19 protein-coding genes are annotated in these 17,831 nt (G+C 59.6%); 10 read left to right on the top strand and 9 right to left on the bottom strand.

What is annotated here, in order from left to right; translation table 11 throughout:
- The first annotated feature begins 12 nt into the window (after window positions 1-12).
- Complete coding sequence (locus HFP51_RS13380) at window positions 13-750, top strand: GntR family transcriptional regulator (protein ID WP_255454678.1); 738 nt, start codon at window positions 13-15, stop codon at window positions 748-750.
- 8 nt (window positions 751-758) lie between these two features.
- On the opposite strand, the gene HFP51_RS13375 is transcribed toward HFP51_RS13380, so the two are convergent.
- The 6 genes from HFP51_RS13375 to HFP51_RS13350 all read right to left on the bottom strand — a co-directional run bounded on the left by HFP51_RS13375 (window position 759) and on the right by HFP51_RS13350 (window position 6,342).
- Window positions 759-1,847, bottom strand: coding sequence for a CaiB/BaiF CoA-transferase family protein (locus HFP51_RS13375; protein ID WP_176876207.1), 1,089 nt, complete (start codon window positions 1,845-1,847; stop codon window positions 759-761).
- A 3-nt stretch (window positions 1,848-1,850) separates the two neighbouring features.
- Window positions 1,851-3,047 carry a CaiB/BaiF CoA-transferase family protein gene (locus tag HFP51_RS13370; RefSeq protein WP_255454677.1) on the bottom strand — a complete coding sequence of 399 codons (1,197 nt, stop codon included), beginning with the start codon at window positions 3,045-3,047 and terminating at the stop codon, window positions 1,851-1,853.
- Window positions 3,044-4,222 carry an acyl-CoA dehydrogenase family protein gene (locus tag HFP51_RS13365; RefSeq protein WP_176876205.1) on the bottom strand — a complete coding sequence of 393 codons (1,179 nt, stop codon included), beginning with the start codon at window positions 4,220-4,222 and terminating at the stop codon, window positions 3,044-3,046. Before HFP51_RS13365 ends, HFP51_RS13370 begins: the two co-directional genes overlap by 4 nt.
- A gap of 12 nt (window positions 4,223-4,234) precedes the next feature.
- A complete protein-coding gene (locus HFP51_RS13360) occupies window positions 4,235-4,744 on the bottom strand; it encodes a MaoC family dehydratase (RefSeq protein ID WP_176876204.1) in 510 nt (169 codons plus the stop codon).
- Window positions 4,737-5,561: a CoA ester lyase gene (locus HFP51_RS13355; protein WP_176876203.1), complete on the bottom strand. Its 825-nt coding sequence runs from the start codon at window positions 5,559-5,561 to the stop codon at window positions 4,737-4,739. The genes HFP51_RS13360 and HFP51_RS13355 overlap by 8 nt, the downstream gene beginning before the upstream one ends.
- A 97-nt stretch (window positions 5,562-5,658) precedes the next feature.
- Window positions 5,659-6,342 (bottom strand): hypothetical protein, encoded by a 684-nt coding sequence (locus HFP51_RS13350; RefSeq protein ID WP_176876202.1) that lies wholly within the window; start codon window positions 6,340-6,342, stop codon window positions 5,659-5,661.
- Between the two features lie 110 nt (window positions 6,343-6,452).
- Here HFP51_RS13350 and HFP51_RS13345 point away from each other — a divergent pair, with 110 nt between their 5' ends.
- From HFP51_RS13345 to HFP51_RS13315, 7 genes are all read left to right on the top strand, one after another.
- Window positions 6,453-7,385, top strand: a complete 933-nt coding sequence (locus HFP51_RS13345; RefSeq protein WP_176876201.1) for a DUF1838 family protein — start codon at window positions 6,453-6,455, stop codon at window positions 7,383-7,385.
- Window positions 7,385-8,680 carry an MFS transporter gene (locus tag HFP51_RS13340; protein ID WP_176876200.1) on the top strand — a complete coding sequence of 432 codons (1,296 nt, stop codon included), beginning with the start codon at window positions 7,385-7,387 and terminating at the stop codon, window positions 8,678-8,680. The genes HFP51_RS13345 and HFP51_RS13340 overlap by 1 nt, the downstream gene beginning before the upstream one ends.
- Window positions 8,680-10,239, top strand: a complete 1,560-nt coding sequence (locus HFP51_RS13335; protein WP_176876199.1) for an FAD-binding oxidoreductase — start codon at window positions 8,680-8,682, stop codon at window positions 10,237-10,239. The genes HFP51_RS13340 and HFP51_RS13335 overlap by 1 nt, the downstream gene beginning before the upstream one ends.
- 30 nt (window positions 10,240-10,269) lie before the next feature.
- A complete protein-coding gene (locus tag HFP51_RS13330) occupies window positions 10,270-11,391 on the top strand; it encodes a nitrilase-related carbon-nitrogen hydrolase (RefSeq protein WP_255454676.1) in 1,122 nt (373 codons plus the stop codon).
- A gap of 77 nt (window positions 11,392-11,468) precedes the next feature.
- Window positions 11,469-12,692, top strand: coding sequence for a class I SAM-dependent methyltransferase (locus HFP51_RS13325; RefSeq protein ID WP_176876198.1), 1,224 nt, complete (start codon window positions 11,469-11,471; stop codon window positions 12,690-12,692).
- Window positions 12,689-13,048, top strand: a complete 360-nt coding sequence (locus HFP51_RS13320; RefSeq protein ID WP_176876197.1) for a hypothetical protein — start codon at window positions 12,689-12,691, stop codon at window positions 13,046-13,048. The genes HFP51_RS13325 and HFP51_RS13320 overlap by 4 nt, the downstream gene beginning before the upstream one ends.
- A complete protein-coding gene (locus HFP51_RS13315; protein WP_176876196.1) occupies window positions 13,048-13,773 on the top strand; it encodes an SDR family oxidoreductase in 726 nt (241 codons plus the stop codon). The genes HFP51_RS13320 and HFP51_RS13315 overlap by 1 nt, the downstream gene beginning before the upstream one ends.
- A gap of 8 nt (window positions 13,774-13,781) precedes the next feature.
- Here the strand turns inward: HFP51_RS13315 and HFP51_RS13310 are convergent, their stop codons facing one another.
- Window positions 13,782-14,474, bottom strand: coding sequence for a hypothetical protein (locus HFP51_RS13310; protein WP_176876195.1), 693 nt, complete (start codon window positions 14,472-14,474; stop codon window positions 13,782-13,784).
- A gap of 102 nt (window positions 14,475-14,576) precedes the next feature.
- Here HFP51_RS13310 and HFP51_RS13305 point away from each other — a divergent pair, with 102 nt between their 5' ends.
- Together HFP51_RS13305 and HFP51_RS13300 are read left to right on the top strand one after the other, a co-directional pair.
- A complete protein-coding gene (locus HFP51_RS13305) occupies window positions 14,577-15,302 on the top strand; it encodes a hypothetical protein (RefSeq protein WP_176876194.1) in 726 nt (241 codons plus the stop codon).
- A 14-nt stretch (window positions 15,303-15,316) separates the two neighbouring features.
- Window positions 15,317-16,471: an FAD-dependent monooxygenase gene (locus tag HFP51_RS13300; protein ID WP_176876193.1), complete on the top strand. Its 1,155-nt coding sequence runs from the start codon at window positions 15,317-15,319 to the stop codon at window positions 16,469-16,471.
- A gap of 5 nt (window positions 16,472-16,476) precedes the next feature.
- Here HFP51_RS13300 and HFP51_RS13295 read toward each other — a convergent pair whose 3' ends face one another.
- Both HFP51_RS13295 and HFP51_RS13290 read right to left on the bottom strand, forming a co-directional pair.
- On the bottom strand, window positions 16,477-17,139 hold the full coding sequence (locus tag HFP51_RS13295; protein ID WP_176876192.1) for a cupin domain-containing protein: 663 nt from the start codon (window positions 17,137-17,139) through the stop codon (window positions 16,477-16,479).
- 94 nt (window positions 17,140-17,233) lie between these two features.
- Entirely contained in the window at window positions 17,234-17,794 is a 561-nt protein-coding gene (locus HFP51_RS13290) for a TetR/AcrR family transcriptional regulator (protein ID WP_176876191.1), read from the bottom strand.
- Between the last annotated feature and the right edge of the window lie 37 nt (window positions 17,795-17,831).

The following is a 17,831-nucleotide window of genomic DNA, read 5'->3' as shown; positions in this document are numbered from 1 at the left end:
AGGGAAAATTTCTTGTCCGACGCCGCTGCAAAACCCCGTTACGTCCAGCTTGCCGATTCGCTGCGCGCAGCCATTTTGAGCGGCGATCTGAGCGAAGAGGGGCAGTTCCCGACCGAAACCGAATTGTGCCGCGAACATGGCGTGAGCCGGTATACGGTGCGCGAAGCGCTGCGTCGCTTGGTTGCCGAAGGGCTTATCCAGCGCAAACGCGGATCGGGCACAGTGATACAGCCAGCGGCCGCGCGTGGCGGCACGCTGCACCAGCCGCTCTCCAATGTTGGTGAGCTGCTGCAATATGCGCGGGATACCCAATATGATTTCAAACCGGTCGGACTGACGGCCCTGCCGCGACGGATTGCCGACCATGTCAGCGGCGACACCGAGGGTGACTGGTACCAGTTCCAAGGTGTGCGGACCCGGCTGGGCGATCCCAAACCGATCGCGATCACCGATGCCTATGTCCATGGTGATTATGCGGAAGCCGCGGCCGAGATCCGATCTTCCCAGGTCACAATCTTCCGCCAGCTGGAAGAACTGGCCGGTGTGCGCGTTGCCTATGTGACGCAGGATATCCAGGCGGTCGGCGCGAGTGCCGACATCGCCAAGGGCCTTGGCATTTCGCGGCGTGCGCCGACTTTGCGGATCCTGCGCGCCTATCGTGACGCGAAGAACCGGATCTTCGAGATTTCGGCCAGCCACCATCCCGGTGATCGCTTCGCCTATTCGATGCATATCGACGCCGAAGGCTAGAACCGCACTCATCCCTGCTCATCCAGATCGGGCGCCGCACCCAGCGGCCGCGATGATGCGTGTTTAAAGCGGATCGCGGGCGCGATTTGATGGCTGCCATCTACCTCGACCAACATTTCGCGTTCGGCGACAAGATCGCTCTGCAAAGCCTCACTGAAATCGAGCACCGGTGAGAAAGCGACATCCTTGTCAGCAAACCATGCAATCCATTCGTCGCGGGTCTTGGCAAGAAATGCCTCGGCCAAAAAGGCGCGCAATTCGGCCTGGGGCTCCCCAGCCTCCGCTTCGCCGAGCGGGATCAGGTCAGTTCGGTCAAGCGCCGTCAGCAGGTTGGTGACGAATTTCATTTCGCGCGCGCCGAGCGCGACATGGCGACCATCCTTGGTTGCATAAACGTTATAGAAGGCCGCACCACCCAGCGAACGTTGGGATTGGGAGCGCGGCGGCGCGCCACCAGCAATCGATCCGCCAGCAATATGCGCGCACCAGGGCAGCATCGCTTCGAACATCGTCGCGTCGATATAGTCGCCCTGCCCGCTCTTCTCCCGACCGATCAGCGCCATCAGGATGGCCGAAAGCGCGGTAAGCCCGGCCGCCATATCGGCAGACGGCACGCCGGGCACCACGGGCGTTCCATCCGCACCATCATTGACGGAGAGAAAGCCGGTCAATGCCTGGACGGCAAGATCATGCGCCGGATGATGGGCCATCGCGCCCTCCTGCCCAAAGGCGGAGATCGAACAATAGATGATGCGCGGGTTGATCGCCGAAACGGCTTCATAGTCAAAGCCCAGGCGCTGCATCACACCGGGGCGAAAGCCTTCGACGAACACGTCCGCCGTGGCGATCAATTCGCGCAGCCGGGCGGTGCCGTCGTCATTTTTGAGATCGAGCACGATGCTCTTTTTGCCGCGGTTGAGATTGCGGAACCAGACGGACTGTCCCGCCTCTTCGGGCGCCATCTGCCGCGCCGGATCGCCGGCAGCCGGTTCGATCTTGATAACCTCGGCGCCCTGATCGGCCATCATCATTGTCGCCATCGGGCCCGGCAGGAACAGCGACAGGTCGATCACCGTGATGCCGTCCAGCTGCCCCATGGATTAAACGATGCCGCTTTGTTTGAGCTCAGCTACCGCATCGGCGTCATAACCGAGTTCGGCCAGGATATCCGCGCTATCCGCGCCGAGTAGTGGCCCGGCTTCAACCGGAAGCCGATCGCCATCCACCTTGATCGGGCTGGTCAGCACCTTGATTTGGTCGCGATCGGGATGGTCGACATGATCGATCATACCGGTTTCCTCGAGGAACGGATTATCCATCGCCTCTTCGAGCGAGTTAACCGGAGCAACCGGCATCTTGCCTTTGAGCAGATCGACCCAATGGGCGGTCGGTTGGGCGGTGAATACGCCCTCAAGCTCCGCCGTCAGCGCCTCGCGATTGTCGCGGCGACTGGCGGGTGTGTCGAACCGCTCATCCGATGCCAGGTCGGGCCGGCCGATTTCCTCGACCAGGATCGACCAGAATTTGGGAAGCTGCGCCATGACAAACATCCAGCCATCGGCGGTGCGGAACATCTGGCTCGGCGTGGCCGTGGGATGCGCGCCAAAGGGTGCGCGCGGCGTCACGTCATTCTCGTTCATATACCAGAGGCCGGGATAGCTCATTTGATGGGCTGCAGCTGATAGCAGATCGACATCGATATCGCGGCCAAACCCGGAGCGCTCGGCATCGGTCAATGCGGCGAGCAGGCCCACCGCCATCATCGTGCCGGTCATGAAATCGACCATCGACAATCCGAAGCGCACCGGCGGTCCATCCGGCTCTCCGGTCAGCGACAGGAAGCCCGCTTCGGCCTGCATCAGATAATCATAGCCCGGCCATTTGGCGCGCTCATTGTCGCGGCCATAGGCGGAGAGATGGGCGCAGACGAGCGCCGGGTTCACATCCTTTAGCGCGTCATAGGTGAGCCCCAGCCGCTCCGGCAGATCGCCGCGCAGATTATTGGCGACCGCATGCGCGTTGGCAGCGAGCTTGCGCAGTATCTCGCGCCCTTCCTCGCTCTGGAGGTTCAAGGTCAGCGAGCGTTTATTATAGTTAAATGTCTGAAAATAGAGACTTTCCGCTTCGCGCAGGAAATGCGGCCCAACGGCGCGCGCCGTGTCCCCGCCCTTGGGTGGTTCGATCTTGATGACCTCCGCGCCCAGCTGGGCGAGGAACATCGTGCCATAGGGACCGGCGCCATATTGTTCGGCGCTGAGGATCCGGTAACCGGCAAGGGGAAGAGGTCGATCGCTCACACCGGGTTCCGTTTGACCCATTGTTTGGAGATGATCATGCGCTGCATTTCATTGGTCCCCTCACCGATGCACATCAGGATCGAGTCGCGATAATAGCGCTCAATGTCATATTCCTTGGAATAGCCGTAACCGCCATGGATGCGCAGCGATTCTTCGGAATTTTTCACGGCCGCTTCGGACGCGAAATATTTCGCCATGCCTGCTTCCATGTCGCAGCGTTCGCCGCGATCATAGGCGCCCGCCGCCTCGATGGTCAGCAGCCGCGCCGCCTGGGCCCGGGTGACCATCTCGCCGAGCTTGAGCTGGATCGCCTGATGCTCGGCAATCGGCTTGCCCATCGTTTCGCGCACCTGCGCATATTCGGTCGCCAGTCGGAGCGATCCTTCGGCAAGGCCCACGCCGCGCGCCGCGACATTGATCCGGCCGAGTTCAAGACCTCCCGTGGCCTGGAAAAAGCCATGGCCTTCCACGCCGCCGATCAGATTGTCAGCCGGAATCCGGTAATTGTCGAAGATCAGCTCGGCACTGTCGATCGCCTTATAGCCGAGCTTGTCAAACTTGTGCCCGGTGGTGAAGCCTTCGCCCTTGGGCGCGATCATCAGGCTGATGCCCTTGTAGCGGGGGTCAATCTTGGTGTCAGTCTTCACCAGCAGCGCGAAGCAGGATCCGTGAATACCGTTGGAAATCCAGGTCTTTGTGCCGTTGATGACATAATCATCGCCGTCACGGACTGCCGTCGCCTTGATCGCCTGGAGATCGGTACCGGCATTGGGCTCGGTCAGCGCGAGGCCGCCACGAATCTCGCCGGTCGCGAATTTGGGCAGCCATTTCGCTTTTTGCTCAGCCGTGCCGAACCGTTCGACGGCCGCCGCCATGATCAGGTGCGAATTGAAGATACCGGTAAGCGCCATCCAATAGGAGGAGATCAGCGCGACGATTTTTGCGTAGGTAGTCGCCGGCAGGCCAAGCCCGCCATATTCCTCTCCGATCGTTGCACCGAACAGACCCATCTCGGCCATCTGGTCGACCAGTTCTTCCGGCCAGATATCGCCATGGTCATGCTTCATCACGACCGGGCGGACTTCACGATCGATCCATTTCTGGATGGAATCGAGCAACGCCGTTTCTTCGGACGGATCCATTGGCGGGCGGCTGGTATCGGGGGCGGTGGCCATCTCTAACGTCTCCTAATCGTCGGCATTGCCAAAGCCGCGCTTCCAGATGAGCATTGTCCGCTCGAAAGTGCAGGCCACATCGCCATGCTGGTTCTTGCCGATCGTCTTGACGGTCACGATCCCCTGTTCCGGGCGCGAGCTGGACTCGCGCTTATCGAGCACCTCGCTCTCCGCGTAGAGCGTATCGCCGGGGAACAGTGGATGGGTCAGCTTGATCTTGTCCCAGCCAAGATTGGCAACCGCCTTCTGGCTGGTATCCGAAACACTCATGCCAACCATCAGCGCTACCGTCAGCGGCGAGCAGACCAGCGGCTTTTTGAATTCCGTTTTTGAGGCGAATTCATAGTCGAAATGCGCGGGATGGGTGTTCATCGTCAGCAAGGTGAAATGCACATTGTCCGTGTCCGTAATCGTGCGACCCGGACGGTGCTCATAGATATGGCCGACTTCGAAATCCTCGAAATAGCGACCGAATGTCTCCCGAAACCGGCCCGGTGAGACTTCGACAACTCCGTCACGCATTATCTTTCCCCTTGATACCTAGCATTGCCTCGAACCGCTTGATCACCGGCGCTTCGAGCATTTTTCCATTATGGCGAATAACTTTCCCACCCGCTTCGGCAAACGCGGCCAGCGCCTCGCGCGCTTCGGCAAGCTCCGCTTCGCTGGGGCGCATGATCCGATTGATCGCATCGACCTGTTTGGGATGGATCGCCGCCTTGGCCGCAAAACCGAGAGCCTTGGCCCGGAGAACTTCCTCTGCAAGGCCTGCATCATCGTCGAGCAGGATGAAAGGTACATCGATCGCCGGCACCCGGCCCGATGCCGATGACATGACGAACGCGCTGCGTGCCGCCAGCAAAGGCTCCCAGGCAAGATCGGTTCCAAGCTCGGCCGAAAAATCACCCCCGCCAAACATCATCGCCGCAACGCCGGGGCTTGCCGCAATCGCGTCGCCGGCGCGCAGGCCTTTGACGGTTTCTATCAGCGGGACAAGGCCAGGCGCCCGATCGCCCAGCACGGCAGCGGCAATTTCTACCTCGGTCGCGCTTTCGACCATCGGAATGAAAACCAGCTGTGGCAGGATGGCCGCATCGCGCAGCGCGAGCAAGTCCCGCAAACCATCGGCTGTCTTGAGCCCATTGATGCGAATCGCGACGCCAGCCGGGTCCAGCGTTTCAAGGGAAGCGATGGCCGCATCGCGGGCGGCGTCTTTGCCGTCGGGTGCAACGGCATCTTCAAGGTCGATACAGATCAGGTCTGCGGCCGTTTCAGCCGCCTTGGCGAACCGATCCGGTCGCGATCCGGGTACGAATAATATCGAACTCAATCCGCCCATGACCTGTCAGTTCACTCCCTATCACACTTCTTGCCGTACAATTTGTCCGGACAAATTTAAAGTCAAGCGCCGATTGACGCATTACGAAACTATTTGCTTAGAAAACCGGCTTTACCACGCCCAGATAGGATGTCGCGATCAGCAGCAGATAAACGATCCAGACCCATATGCGGGTGCGATCCATGGTTGCGCGCAGCGGCAGCTCGGTCTCGTCGCTGGATCCTTCTTCAAGCAGCTTGCCGAGCTGGGCTCCGACCGGCTTGAAGGCGACATCGATCATGATCGCGGCTGCGAAGATGGCGCCGAACAGCACCGCTTTCCAGGCAATCCAAGACTGATCGAGCGGTGCGCCCGTCACCAGCGACTGGATACCGAGCCAGAGATAGAAAGCCGTCAGGCCGTATTTGAGCCAGTTTTCAATCGCCCGGTCGCGCGCCGCGCGCGGCGTCTGATCATGATTATGCGCATCCCAGACCAGCCAGAGCCAGAAGGCTCCAACCACCCAGCTGGCAATCAGCAACCATCCCGGCACTGCCCACCAGTTACCTGCAGCGAGCACAGACAATGAGATCGGTACCATTAGCGCCCATGCGCTGCGCGGGGTCATATCGACAATGACGAGCATCTTGAGGAGCGCGAGTCGCTGCTCCAGCGTATAGTTTTCGCGTTTGCGAAAATGCTGTCCGAGCAGAAAAACACCAACATCCGCGCCAAGCCACAAGACGAAAAGCAGCAGATGGATGTAAACAAGCGTTGGATACGCCAAAGTATCGAGCGACATAGAAACTCCCCTTGCACTCCGCTATGACTCGGGCCATTGACAAAGTCAAAATTTGTCCGGACAAATTATGCACGGCTTACAGGACAGAATTTGACTAGGGGAGAGGTTCAATGGGTTTGAAGAAATTGACACTGGCATGCGCGACAATGGCGCTTGCAGGAATGGGAATGGCTGCCGAAGCGCGCACGCTCGATCCCAATGTCCCGGAAGACGCGGTAGAAATATCCAAGCGTCTGCAATGTGGTGAAGCCGATGGCGAGCCAGCCGTCTATTACTGGTCGGGCCGCGGCTATTCACGGGTTCGCGGTGAACGCGACCGGCACGTTTTCAACCTTGAAGGCATGAATATCCGCCAATGCGTTAGCGTTACGGATCCAGAGCGCGGCACCGGTTATCGCCAGGTCAGCCGTGAAATCATGCTCTATACCGATCCGGAAACCGGCGAAGTGCTCCGCGAATGGGAGAATCCCTGGACCGGTGAAACCGTACCCGTAATGCATGTTGCCAATGATCCGGTGAACATGCGCGCCCCGAATTTTCCGGTGGGACGTGATGGATCGCCCTATTCGATTTCCACCTATCGCCAGATTGGCGATTGGGTGCTGATCCCGTTCGAAGTCCCGCTGTTCTACACCAACCCGCTGGGCGGCGATTATCAAGAATATGTCGGCAACATGTATCAGGCGATGGAGATTTTCGATTTCGCCGCACGCGCTGACGATATTCTCGATACAGACAATGCGACCGCCTATCCGACGGTAAGTTGGGTTCGTGTAGCAGCCTGGCTTCCCTGGATGCGGATGCGCAGCCGCGAAGGCCAGATGATCTTCAACGCGGTCGGTTCCAAACTGCGCGGCGGTTATGACGAACTGCCTGAAGTGCTGCGCAATGAGATCGAGGCGAACTATCCGGAATATACCGCACCGCCTCCGGGTGACGATGCGCGACCCAATGCGACCACCTGGACGGTCTTCCGCCAGATGATCGACGAAATGCGCGCGGCCGAAGGCGAAGACTCCCCGGCAGCCGGACATAGCGAATAATGGCTAGCGCCGCAGGGGCCGAGAGCGACAGCGAACGGAATGAATTCAGCCTCGGCTGGAAGACTTTGCTCGCGGGGGTTCTCGGCGTTGCCTGCGGCGCCTCGCCTATTCCCTATAATATCATCGGCTTCACCGCCGCGCCATTGGCGGCCGAGTTCGGCTGGAGCCAGACGCAGGCGGTGTTACCGATTACGATTTTCGGAGTGATTGCATCCTTCCTGGCGCCTGTGTTCGGCGCCATGGCAGATCGGTTCGGTGTGCGTCCGGTGGCCCTTTGGTCACTATTCGCCTTTGCCCTCGCCTTTGCGGCGATATCGCTGACGCCAACCGCAAACGACCCGTCAACGCTCTATATCTATTACGGCTTTTGGGTTGTTGTCGGCTTCGTAGGCATCGGATCGACGCCGGTGACCTGGAGCCGCGCAATCAATCTGTGGTTCTTCAAGCATCGCGGGCTAGCGCTCGGAATCTTGCTGATGGGAACTAGCCTAGCCGCTATGGTCGTGCCGCAGGTCGCGGTCTGGGCGATCACGAATTTCGGCTGGCGAGAAATGTTCTTAATCATGGGAGCGTTTCCGATAGCCGCGCTGATCATTAGTTTCTTCTTGTTCCGCGAACCGCGACCCGATGAACGACCCAAGGCCATTGAGAGCGCAACCGGAAAGTTGACCGGTGTGACCCTCGGCATGGCACTCAGAGACTATCGGTTCTGGATCATCTGGCTGTCGATCGCGCTGATTGCCACATCGTTCGGCGGTGCTTTTATCAATATGCCGCGCATGCTCGGTTTGCGTGATATCGATACGCAGACCCAGGCAACGGTCATGGGGATACTTGGCATTGGCATCTTTGCCGGACGGCTGATTACAGGCGCGCTGCTCGATCGCTTCTGGCAAGGTTTTGTGGCCTTCCCGCTGCTCTGCCTGCCGGCCATTTCAGCCTGGATCTTGCTCGGTGAAAATATCACATTCCCGCTGGCCGCAGCTGCCGGTTTCCTGCTCGGCTTTGCCGCTGGCGCCGAAAGCGACCTGATCGCCTATCTCACCGGACGCTATTTCGGGATGGCGCATTATGGCAAGATATATGGCATGCTCTATATGCCGTTCGGTCTGTTCTCGGCTTCGTCGCCGCTGATATACGCCCAGGTGTTTGATCGCACGGGAAGCTTCGATCCGATTTTGACGGTTGCGATCGGAGGCTTTGTTGTCGGTGGTGGATTACTGCTCTTGCTCGGACGATACCCGACAGAATTTCCAGAACCCGAGCCCGAAAATGCGCAGGAGGCGCTCGCCTGATGGCTAGCCTGGCAGACAATGACAGTGGAGTGCTTGCCGATTTGGCGGCAAGCGGGGCGCAGATTCTCAGCGATGCCGAAAGCCTCGAATTCCATGCGCATGATCTGTACGCGCGCGGCGCGGATCTGCTGGCCGTTGTGGTGCCAAACAATAAGGACCAGCTGGCCGCCGCCGTTGCAGCCGCAACATCGCGCGATATAGCCGTCATCCCGCGCGGCGGCGGCATGAGCTATACCGGCGGCTATACGCCGACCCAAAGCGGCGCAGTGCTGTGTGATCTCAAAAAGATGGACCGGATCCTCGAGATCAATGCCGAGGATATGACGGTTACCGTCGAACCCGGTTGCACCTGGGCGGCACTGCATGAGGCCCTGCAACCGCAAGGCTTGCGCACCGCATTTTGGGGCACTCTATCCGGACTGAAAGCGACGGTTGGCGGCGGGATGAGCCAGAACGGCGTTTTCTGGGGCTCGGGCCGCTATGGCACGGCTGTCCAAAGCTGTGTCGCGTTGGAGGTCGTGTTGGCCGATGGCACAATCATGCGTACCGGCAGCGATTTTTCGCGGCCCTATGGCCCCGACCTGACAGGGCTGTTCCTCGCCGATACCGGCGCGCTCGGCATGAAGGCAGCGATCACCTTGCGGCTGGTGCGCGATGCCGAAGCCCATGGCTATGCGAGCTTCATCTTCGACACGCGCGAAGGTGTCCTCGGCGCGATGGCGGCGATCGAGCGGGCGGGCGTTGCGACCGAATGTTTTGGGTTCGATCCCAATCTCAATGCGATCCGCATGCAGCGCGACAGCATGACATCCGATGTCAAAGCGCTGGGCAATATGATGAAGAAGCAGGGCAGCGTGCTGAAAGCGCTGAAAGAGGGCGCCAAGGTGGTGACCGCCGGCCGGAACTTCCTGAAGGATGCAAAATTCTCGCTCCATATATTGAGCGAGGGCCGCATCCAGTCGGCCGCCGACGCCGATATCGAACAGGCGACCGCCCTGGCTGTCGAGCATGGTGGCCGCGAGACCGAAAACACGATTCCCAAGATCATCCGCGCCAATCCCTTTGGTCCGCTTAACTCCGTGCTTGGTCCGGGCGGCGAACGCTGGGCCCCGGTCCATGGCCTGGTCCCGCATTCCCGGGCGCAGGCCTGTTATGCCGCGATCGAAGCCTTGTTCGAAACGCATAGCGCGGAGATGGAACGGCTTGGCATTTTTACCGGGACGCTGATTGCCGCGGTGGGCGGAGCCGGGACGCTGATCGAGCCGTGCCTTTACTGGCCCGACGCGTCGAACCCGGCGCACGAATATACGATGGACGCCGATCATTTCGCGAAGCTGCCGGTGCTCGATGAGAATCCGGAGGCCTGGGAGCTCGCCAAGGCACTCAAGGCCGCGCTGGTCGATCTGTTCCATGACCATGGCGCGGTGCATTTCCAGATCGGCCGCACCTATCGCTATCGGGACAGCCTGGATCCGGCGGCCGAAGCGCTGCTGCTCGCGGTGAAAAAGCAGGTCGATCCGCGTGGTTTGATGAACCCGGGATCGCTCGGACTGGAATGATTGAGCATGTATTTGGACCGGCGGCAGATCATGGCAGCGATGCTCGCGAGCATGCTGCCCTTGCCCAATGCCGGCCTTATGGCGCAGGAAGACAGCATGGCTGATACACCGCTTTACTCCGCCCTCGGCCTGCAGCTCGCTGCCCGCTCGGTCGAGGCAGCGCCCGATCGCGAGACGGCACGCGCGCAGATGATGGCGATGATCGGCGAAATCGAAACCAAATTGCGCTCGGCCAGCATCTTTATCGAGCAATATGGCGGCCATCCGGTGCGGCTCGCCGTGCTCCCCGAATATGTGCTGACCAGCTATCCGGGCCGGATCTCGATCCCCGATTTTGCCGACAAGGCGGCGCTGGAAATTGGCGGGCCGGAATATGAAGCGCTGGGCGGTGTTGCCGAGCGGCTCAACATGTTCATCGCCGGCAATGCCTATGAAGCCGATGATCATTTCCCGGATTTCTACTTTCAGACCAGCTTTGTGATCGCGCCCTCGGGCGAGGTCGTGCTGCGCTATCGCCGGTTGAATTCGATGTTCGCGCCCACCCCGCATGATGTCTGGTCGCGCTATCTCGATATCTATGGCCTGGACGGCGTGTTCCCGGTGGCACGGACCGAGATCGGCAATCTCGCAGCGGTGGCCTCGGAAGAAATCCTCTATCCTGAAATCGCCCGCGCCCATGCCTTGCGCGGTGCGGAAGTCTTTGTGCATAGCTCCTCGGAAATCGGGTCACCGCTCGATACGCCCAAGGACATCGCCAAACAGGCGCGGGCTTTCGAAAATATGGCCTATGTTGTGTCCGCCAATACCGCGGGCATCGAAGGCAGCTCGCTGCCGCTTGCCTCGGCCGATGGCAATTCGCAGGTGGTGGACTGGAAGGGCCGGGTGGTGGCCGAATCCAATTCCGGCGAAACCTTCACCGCCTTCGCCACTGTCGATATCGAAGCGCTGCGCGAAGGTCGGCGCACGCCGAGCATGACCAACTTCCTCGCCCGCCAGCGCCTGGAGCTGTTTGCGCCCATTTATGGTGGCACGGAAATCCATGCTGCGAACGGCATGATGGACGGCGATACCCCGCAGGTTCCGGACCGGGATTACTTCCGGCGGACCCAGGAAGCAGTGATTGAAAGGATGATCGCAGCCGGCTTGATCTAGATCATGGTTTGGAAATTTGTCCGGACTAATTATACTGATCCAAGACTCACGATATCGGACCGCTTTGGAGAGACAGGATGAGCAAGATCGACGTCGCCCCGCCCTATACCGCCGTTGCCCGGCACGCCATGTTTCCCGAGCCGAAACATGATGAAGCCGCTCGGTTCGATTTTCTGGCAAATCTCAACAAGTTCCTTGCCGGATCGCTCGGCCCGGGCAACAAGCTTGCCTATGACAAGCGGGTGCTGCCCGCCTTTGTAAAGGAGCATGGCCGCGAGCCCAAGGACCGGTTCGAGATTCGCCACGCGATGAACGCCGATCCGTTTCACAGCTTCTGGTCCGCACTGAAACGCAATTCGATGGAGATGCGCCAGCAAAATGGCCGGGCGATGGTGCTGCGTCAGCTCGACGCACTCGACGCCAAGGCCGATGAGCTCAACGCGGACAAGGATACGCTCGAACTCCATCCGGAAATCGAAGTGCCGCGCTATCAGGCAGCGGTCGATATTCACTGCATGCCCGGCAGCTATCATGGCGAAGAACGCCCCGGCGATGTTTCGGCCGGTGCCAATTATGATTGCGGTCTCTTTGCCACGACCGGCGGTGCACTCGGCTCGCTCAGCGATGGCGGCGGCCAGGCAGTGGCCGAATGGGCGCAAAAGGAACGGCCCGGCTGGCAGCCGAAACGGATCCTCGATATCGGATCGACCATCGGCCACAACGCGCTGCCGATTGCGCTCGCCTATCCCGATGCCGAAGTGATTGCGATCGATACAGCCGCGCCATCCTTGCGCTATGGCCATGCCCGCGCCCAGGCGCTCGGCGTCACCAATATCCGCTTCATCCAGGCCAATGCCGAAGATCTTTCGCGCTGGGAGGATGGCCATTTCGATTGGGTGCAGACAACCATGTTCCTGCACGAGTTGAGCGGCAAGGCGCTGCCCAGGATCATCACGGAAGGCTATCGCGTTCTCGCCGATGACGGGCTGATGATGCATGTCGAACAGCCGCAATATTCCGATGATATGCCGCTTTATGAGCAATTTATCCGCGATTGGGATGCGTTCAACAACAACGAGCCCTTCTGGTCTGCGATGCATGCGCTTGATCTCAAGGCCGTGATGGAGACGGCTGGCTTTGACCGGGACGAACTGTTCACGATTGGCGTCCGCGCCGTCGTGGATAGCGATATCTTCCCCGAAGCGCCGACCGGCGAGGTCGAAGATCATGGCCGCGCTGCGGTGTGGAATGCCTATGGCGCCTGGAAAAATGCCGAAGCCATGCAGGAGGCCGCAGAATGACCGAAGACATGGACTGGATGACCCGGGCCAATCTCAAGGCCAAGGGCAAACGCCCCGATTTCCTCGGCGATGCCGAAGAAGAGAAAATGCTCTCCATGCTGATGGCGGTGATCGGCGAAGTATCCGTGCTGCGCGAGCGGCTCGATACGGTCGAGCGGCTATTGGATGCGAACGGCACGATCAGCCGCGCCGATATCGAAGCCTATGAGCCCGATCGCGAGGCTGGGCAGGAACGCGGCGAACTGATCCGCGAATATATCGCGCGCGTCATGCGCGGCCCGCACCAGGCGCTGCAAGCGCTTGAGGACTTTGAACCACCTGTACAGGATGTCGTGGACGAGCTACGCGACAGTTAATGGACCTCAACAATAAAAGCATATTGATCACCGGCTCTACCGACGGAATCGGACGGGAACTGGCGAACCAGCTGAAAGCAACCGGCGCGAATGTGATCATTTGCGGGCGGAGTGCAGAAAAATGCGCCGCGGCCGAACAGGATGGCTTTCGCACGATCCAATGTGATCTTGGCACAGCGGAGGGATGTGACGCGCTAGTTGCGAGCTATGGTGACGCGACACTCGACATCCTGATCAACAATGCCGGGACCCAAGTCGACGCGCAGATAGGGGCTGATGCGCCGCTCGACGCCCTCGAACAGGAAATGTTCCTCAATTATCATGTTCCGGTTCGCCTGATCGCTGGCTTCATGCCGAAGCTGGAAGCGGCTCGCGAAGCAATGATCGTCAATGTGACATCAGGCCTCGCTCTCGCGCCAAAGGCATCGTCTCCGGGTTATTGCGCGTCCAAGGCCGGCTTGCGGAGTTTCACGAAATCGCTCCGCTATCAGCTCGATGGCAAAGATATTCATGTCGTCGAAGCGCTGCCGCCGATGGTCGACACCGCGATGACAGCGGGCCGCGGAACCGCCCGCATGAAGATATCACCGCAAGACTGCGCTGCCGAAATCGTCTCAGGCATGCGCAGCAATCGGGCCAATATCTTTATCGGCAAGACCAAGCTTCTAAAGCGCGTTCAGCGCCTATCGCCGGGTCTCGCCGATCGCATCATGAGCAAGATGTAAGCAGCGCCCTAAAAGGGTTTGACCGCTCCCAGGAAACACACGCTCGCAATCGTGATCCAGTATATATAGGCCGAGATCCGCGCCTGGCCGATCTCACGGGCCAACGCCGCTTCTTCGGCTGCATCGGGACCTTCGGCAAGCTTGCGGAAGCGACTCGTCCAGCGGCGCATGACAAGCCGCAGGAACAAGCCGATGCACAGCGCAAAAGCGTAGAGCGCCATCTTGGCCGGATACCAGTGATTGCCGGCGCTGGTCTCGATCGGACCCGAACCGTCAAAGGCCATGAAGGACACGACAAACAATGCGCCTATCAGCGGATAGCGCAGCAGCTCTTCTGCCTTGGTTACCTTGATACCGATATCGGTCTCGCGCTTGAGGAAGGCCGTCCAGGTCATCGCCAGCCAAATCGCAAAGAACAGCCACATCCACCAGACACCCGCACCATCAAGCATCGGCACAAAGCCATAGATCTTGCCCATATGCAGGCCGAGCGGCAGCAGCAGCACAATGCCGGTGCGCGCAAGGATGTCGATGCGATAGGCGGTTTCCATATGCCGCCGCCGTTCTTCAAGGGACAGCGCCGGATTGGTGACATGATAGCTGGTCTGGAAGACCCCCCATTCACCGCCCAACCAATAGACCATGGCCAGGATATGCACCCAGCGCAGGATGCTCAGCTCATTGGCTATTAGAAATTCCATTACGCCCCTCCTATGATTGCTCCTAATTTGTCCGGACAAATTTCACTTGGCAAGTCCAAAATGCACGGGCATGGTCAAAAACGACCAAATAAGGGAGTCGTCATGCAGCATCGAACGGTCAGCGGGAAGATCAGCTACACCTCGACCAAACCGGAATGGGAAGGTCGCGAACGTGGCCGTGAATGGTTTACCTTCACCCATCATGGCGACGGCTCGACCATCATGCGCGCGCGCTGCGAAATCGAAGAACCCGAACCGACCGTATTGCGCGACATCATCTATCATCTCGACGCCGACAACCGACCGACGGACCTGCATGTCCATCTCACTCTGGGCGACGACTATCTCGGCTCCGGCTGGCTGCATGCCGACTGGGAAAATGAGGTCATTGATTGCGAGAGCTTCGGCCCGTCGATCGGCCGTCTCTCTCAGCGCATGCCGATGGGCGGTGCGATTGATGGCTTTGGTACGCATCCAGTGGTCGGCGATGGCTTCCTGACCCAGTGCATGGATCTCGCCAAAGGACCGCACAAGCGGATGATCCGCGTCTTTGTTCCCTCACCCGATCATCGCGGTGCGACGCCGCCGCTGATTTCGGAAGTGAATATCGGCATGGAATATGTCGGCGAAGAGACCGTAACCGTGGCCGCGGGCACCTTCGATTGTCGCCATTATCGCTATTATGACGATGGCCCCGGCATGGGCGGCACCCAACATCCTGATTTCGACATGTGGATCACCGCCGACGAGGATTCGCTGCTCGTGAAGGGCAGCATCGATGGCTATATGATGAATCGGTACGAGCTCGTAGAACTGGATCGTTTCTAGCCGCAGGTGCGCATTTGAAAATCCTCATCATCGGTGCCGGACTGGGCGGACTGACAGCGGCGATAGCCCTGTGTCAGCGCGGTTTCGGGGTCGAAGTGCATGAGGCAGCCTCGAAAATCGAACAAACCGGCGCCGGCCTGACCTTGGGCCTTGGCGCGCAACATGTGTTTCGCGCGCTCGACATTCAGGAGAAAGTGGCAGGACGCGCCTGCCCTGCCGGCACCCTGCCTTTCCTCCATTATCGGACCGCCCGGGTGCTGATGGGCGCACATGACCATGGCGATGGGAAGCCTGACGACGGGGTCGCCAATATCGTCCGCCACATCTATCGCGCCGACCTCCAGGACATATTGATCGCCAAAGCCGAAGCCCTGGGTGCAGAAATTGTAACCGATCATAGGCTGACGCGCTGTGAGCAAGATGACAATTCGGTCACCGCCTATTTTGCCAATGGCGATACGGCCGAGGGCGATGTGCTGGTGGGTTGCGATGGCGTCCGCTCTGCCGTGCGCGAACAATTATGGCCGGGCGACGAACCGCGTTTCACCGATCACGTCGCCTATCGCTTCCTCGTGCCAATGGCCCAGGCGGCGCCCTATATGGAGCTGGGTCGCAGCGCGATCTTCATCGGACCCAAACGCACTTTCAATCGCTACACCATGTCGGGAGGCGAGGTGGTGAACTGTGCCGGCCTTGCCGAAACTACAGAGCGGATTGAAGAAGGCTGGTCGATCGCGGCGACACAGGATGAAGTGCGCGCAAGCTTTGCCGACTGGCACCCGGATGTCATGGGGCTGATCGACCAGGCGACATCAATCATCAAATGGGGCCTGTATGATCGGGCACCCTTATCGCAATGGGCGCAGGGCCGTGTCACATTGATGGGTGATGCCGCGCACGCCATGTTGCCCTTTCTCGGCATGGGCGCGGCGATGGCCATCGAAGACGGCTATGCGCTCGCCAAAGCCTTTGAATTGGAAGACGAAATACCCGATGCGCTGGCGCGCTATGAGGCCGTCCGCAAGCCACGTACCGAGCTGCTCCACGACATGTCGATCCGCCAGGGCCAAATGACCCAGGCGATTGATCCCGACACGTTCAAGCCCGCCGGCGCGCCGGTGAACAATCGCGAGATGATGGATTATAATCCGGTGACCGCGGAAATGTGACGGGCCTATTCCGGCTCTGGTAGATGGCCGGTCTTCACATAGATGAGACAGCCTTCGTCTGAGAAGGGGTGATGTTCCGACAGGTGCGGATTGCGCAGCCAGGTCCCAGCTGGATAGTCGCCATGCTCATCCTGGAACACGCCTTCGAGCACGAGAATCTCCTCGCCGCCCCAATGGCGATGGCCAGAAAATCGCGTACCGGGTTCCCAACGGACCAGCGCCACCGACTCGGTGCCGAACTCATGGAGCGGCAAGACGGTGAGCCCCTTGGCGGGGCCGGACAGGAATTGCGCGGTGCGAGTATCGATGGAAAATTGAGCGCTGTCCTTGGCTGCGAATTGATGGAGCTTCACGAAGATTGTGCAGCCATCATCGCTGTGCGGCGTATGGCGCGAGCCGATCGGATTGCGAACATAGGTTCCCGCCGGATAGTCGCCCGTCTCATCGGAGAAGACACCATCGATGACGAAGAATTCTTCGCCGCCGCCATGTTCATGCTCCGAGAAATAGGATTGCGGCGCATAGCGGACGAGCGATGTCGCCCGCGCCACCTCTTCGCCGATCCGATCGAGCATCTGGCGCTCGACACCGGGCATGGGCGAAGCCACCCAGTCTATATCACCGGGCCTGACGACCGCGCGTTCGGTGAAATCGGCATTGATTCGCATGACAGTCCTTCCAGTTCTGCTGATAGCAGATATTATCGTTGCCACCCTACTAGTTGGCAGGCATGGTTAACAAATGATGGAATTTCAGGCGCAATCATCTGATCCGCGCCAATAAAAGGCTTAACGCATCGTCGAACAAAGTGACGTCTTTGGCGGCCCGGGCGACCAGCTGTCCGCCTTCCATCTGGGCAAGGCAGGCGGCCGCTTCACGGACCGGATCGCCAATGGATTCGATTGAAACATCGTCGCGGCCGAGCGCGAACAGCGTTTCGAGCCAGGCCAGGCTCTCGGCATGGAATTGACGGATTTCCAGGCCAACCGGGGCCGGGATACTGTCCGGCGCCACGCCAAATGCAACGCAGAGACAGGTTTTGTCGCCCTGCGACAGGGCGTCGCGATAAAGTTGCACATAGGCCCTCAAGCGATCGCCAGCGCGATCATAGCGCGTGCCGATATGGGCAAGCCGCTCAAAGAAATCGGCCCGGTAGCGCTGGATGAGCGCGAGTGCGAGATCGCCCTTGGTCGGGAAATGATGATGGATGCTGGCCTTGCGTATGCCGACCGCCTTGGCGAGATCTGCATAGCTGAACCCGTCAAACCCGCGGGCCCGGCCCACCTGTTCAGCCGCATCGAGAAGAGAAGTGCGCGTATCCATGCTCCCTACCTAGTGATAGGTAGCTTAGAGTCAAGGG

Source organism: Parasphingopyxis sp. CP4 (assembly GCF_013378055.1).
GTDB lineage: Bacteria > Pseudomonadota > Alphaproteobacteria > Sphingomonadales > Sphingomonadaceae > Parasphingopyxis.
Note: the sequence above shows the minus strand (reverse complement) of the source record. Positions and strands in the feature narration are given on the sequence as shown.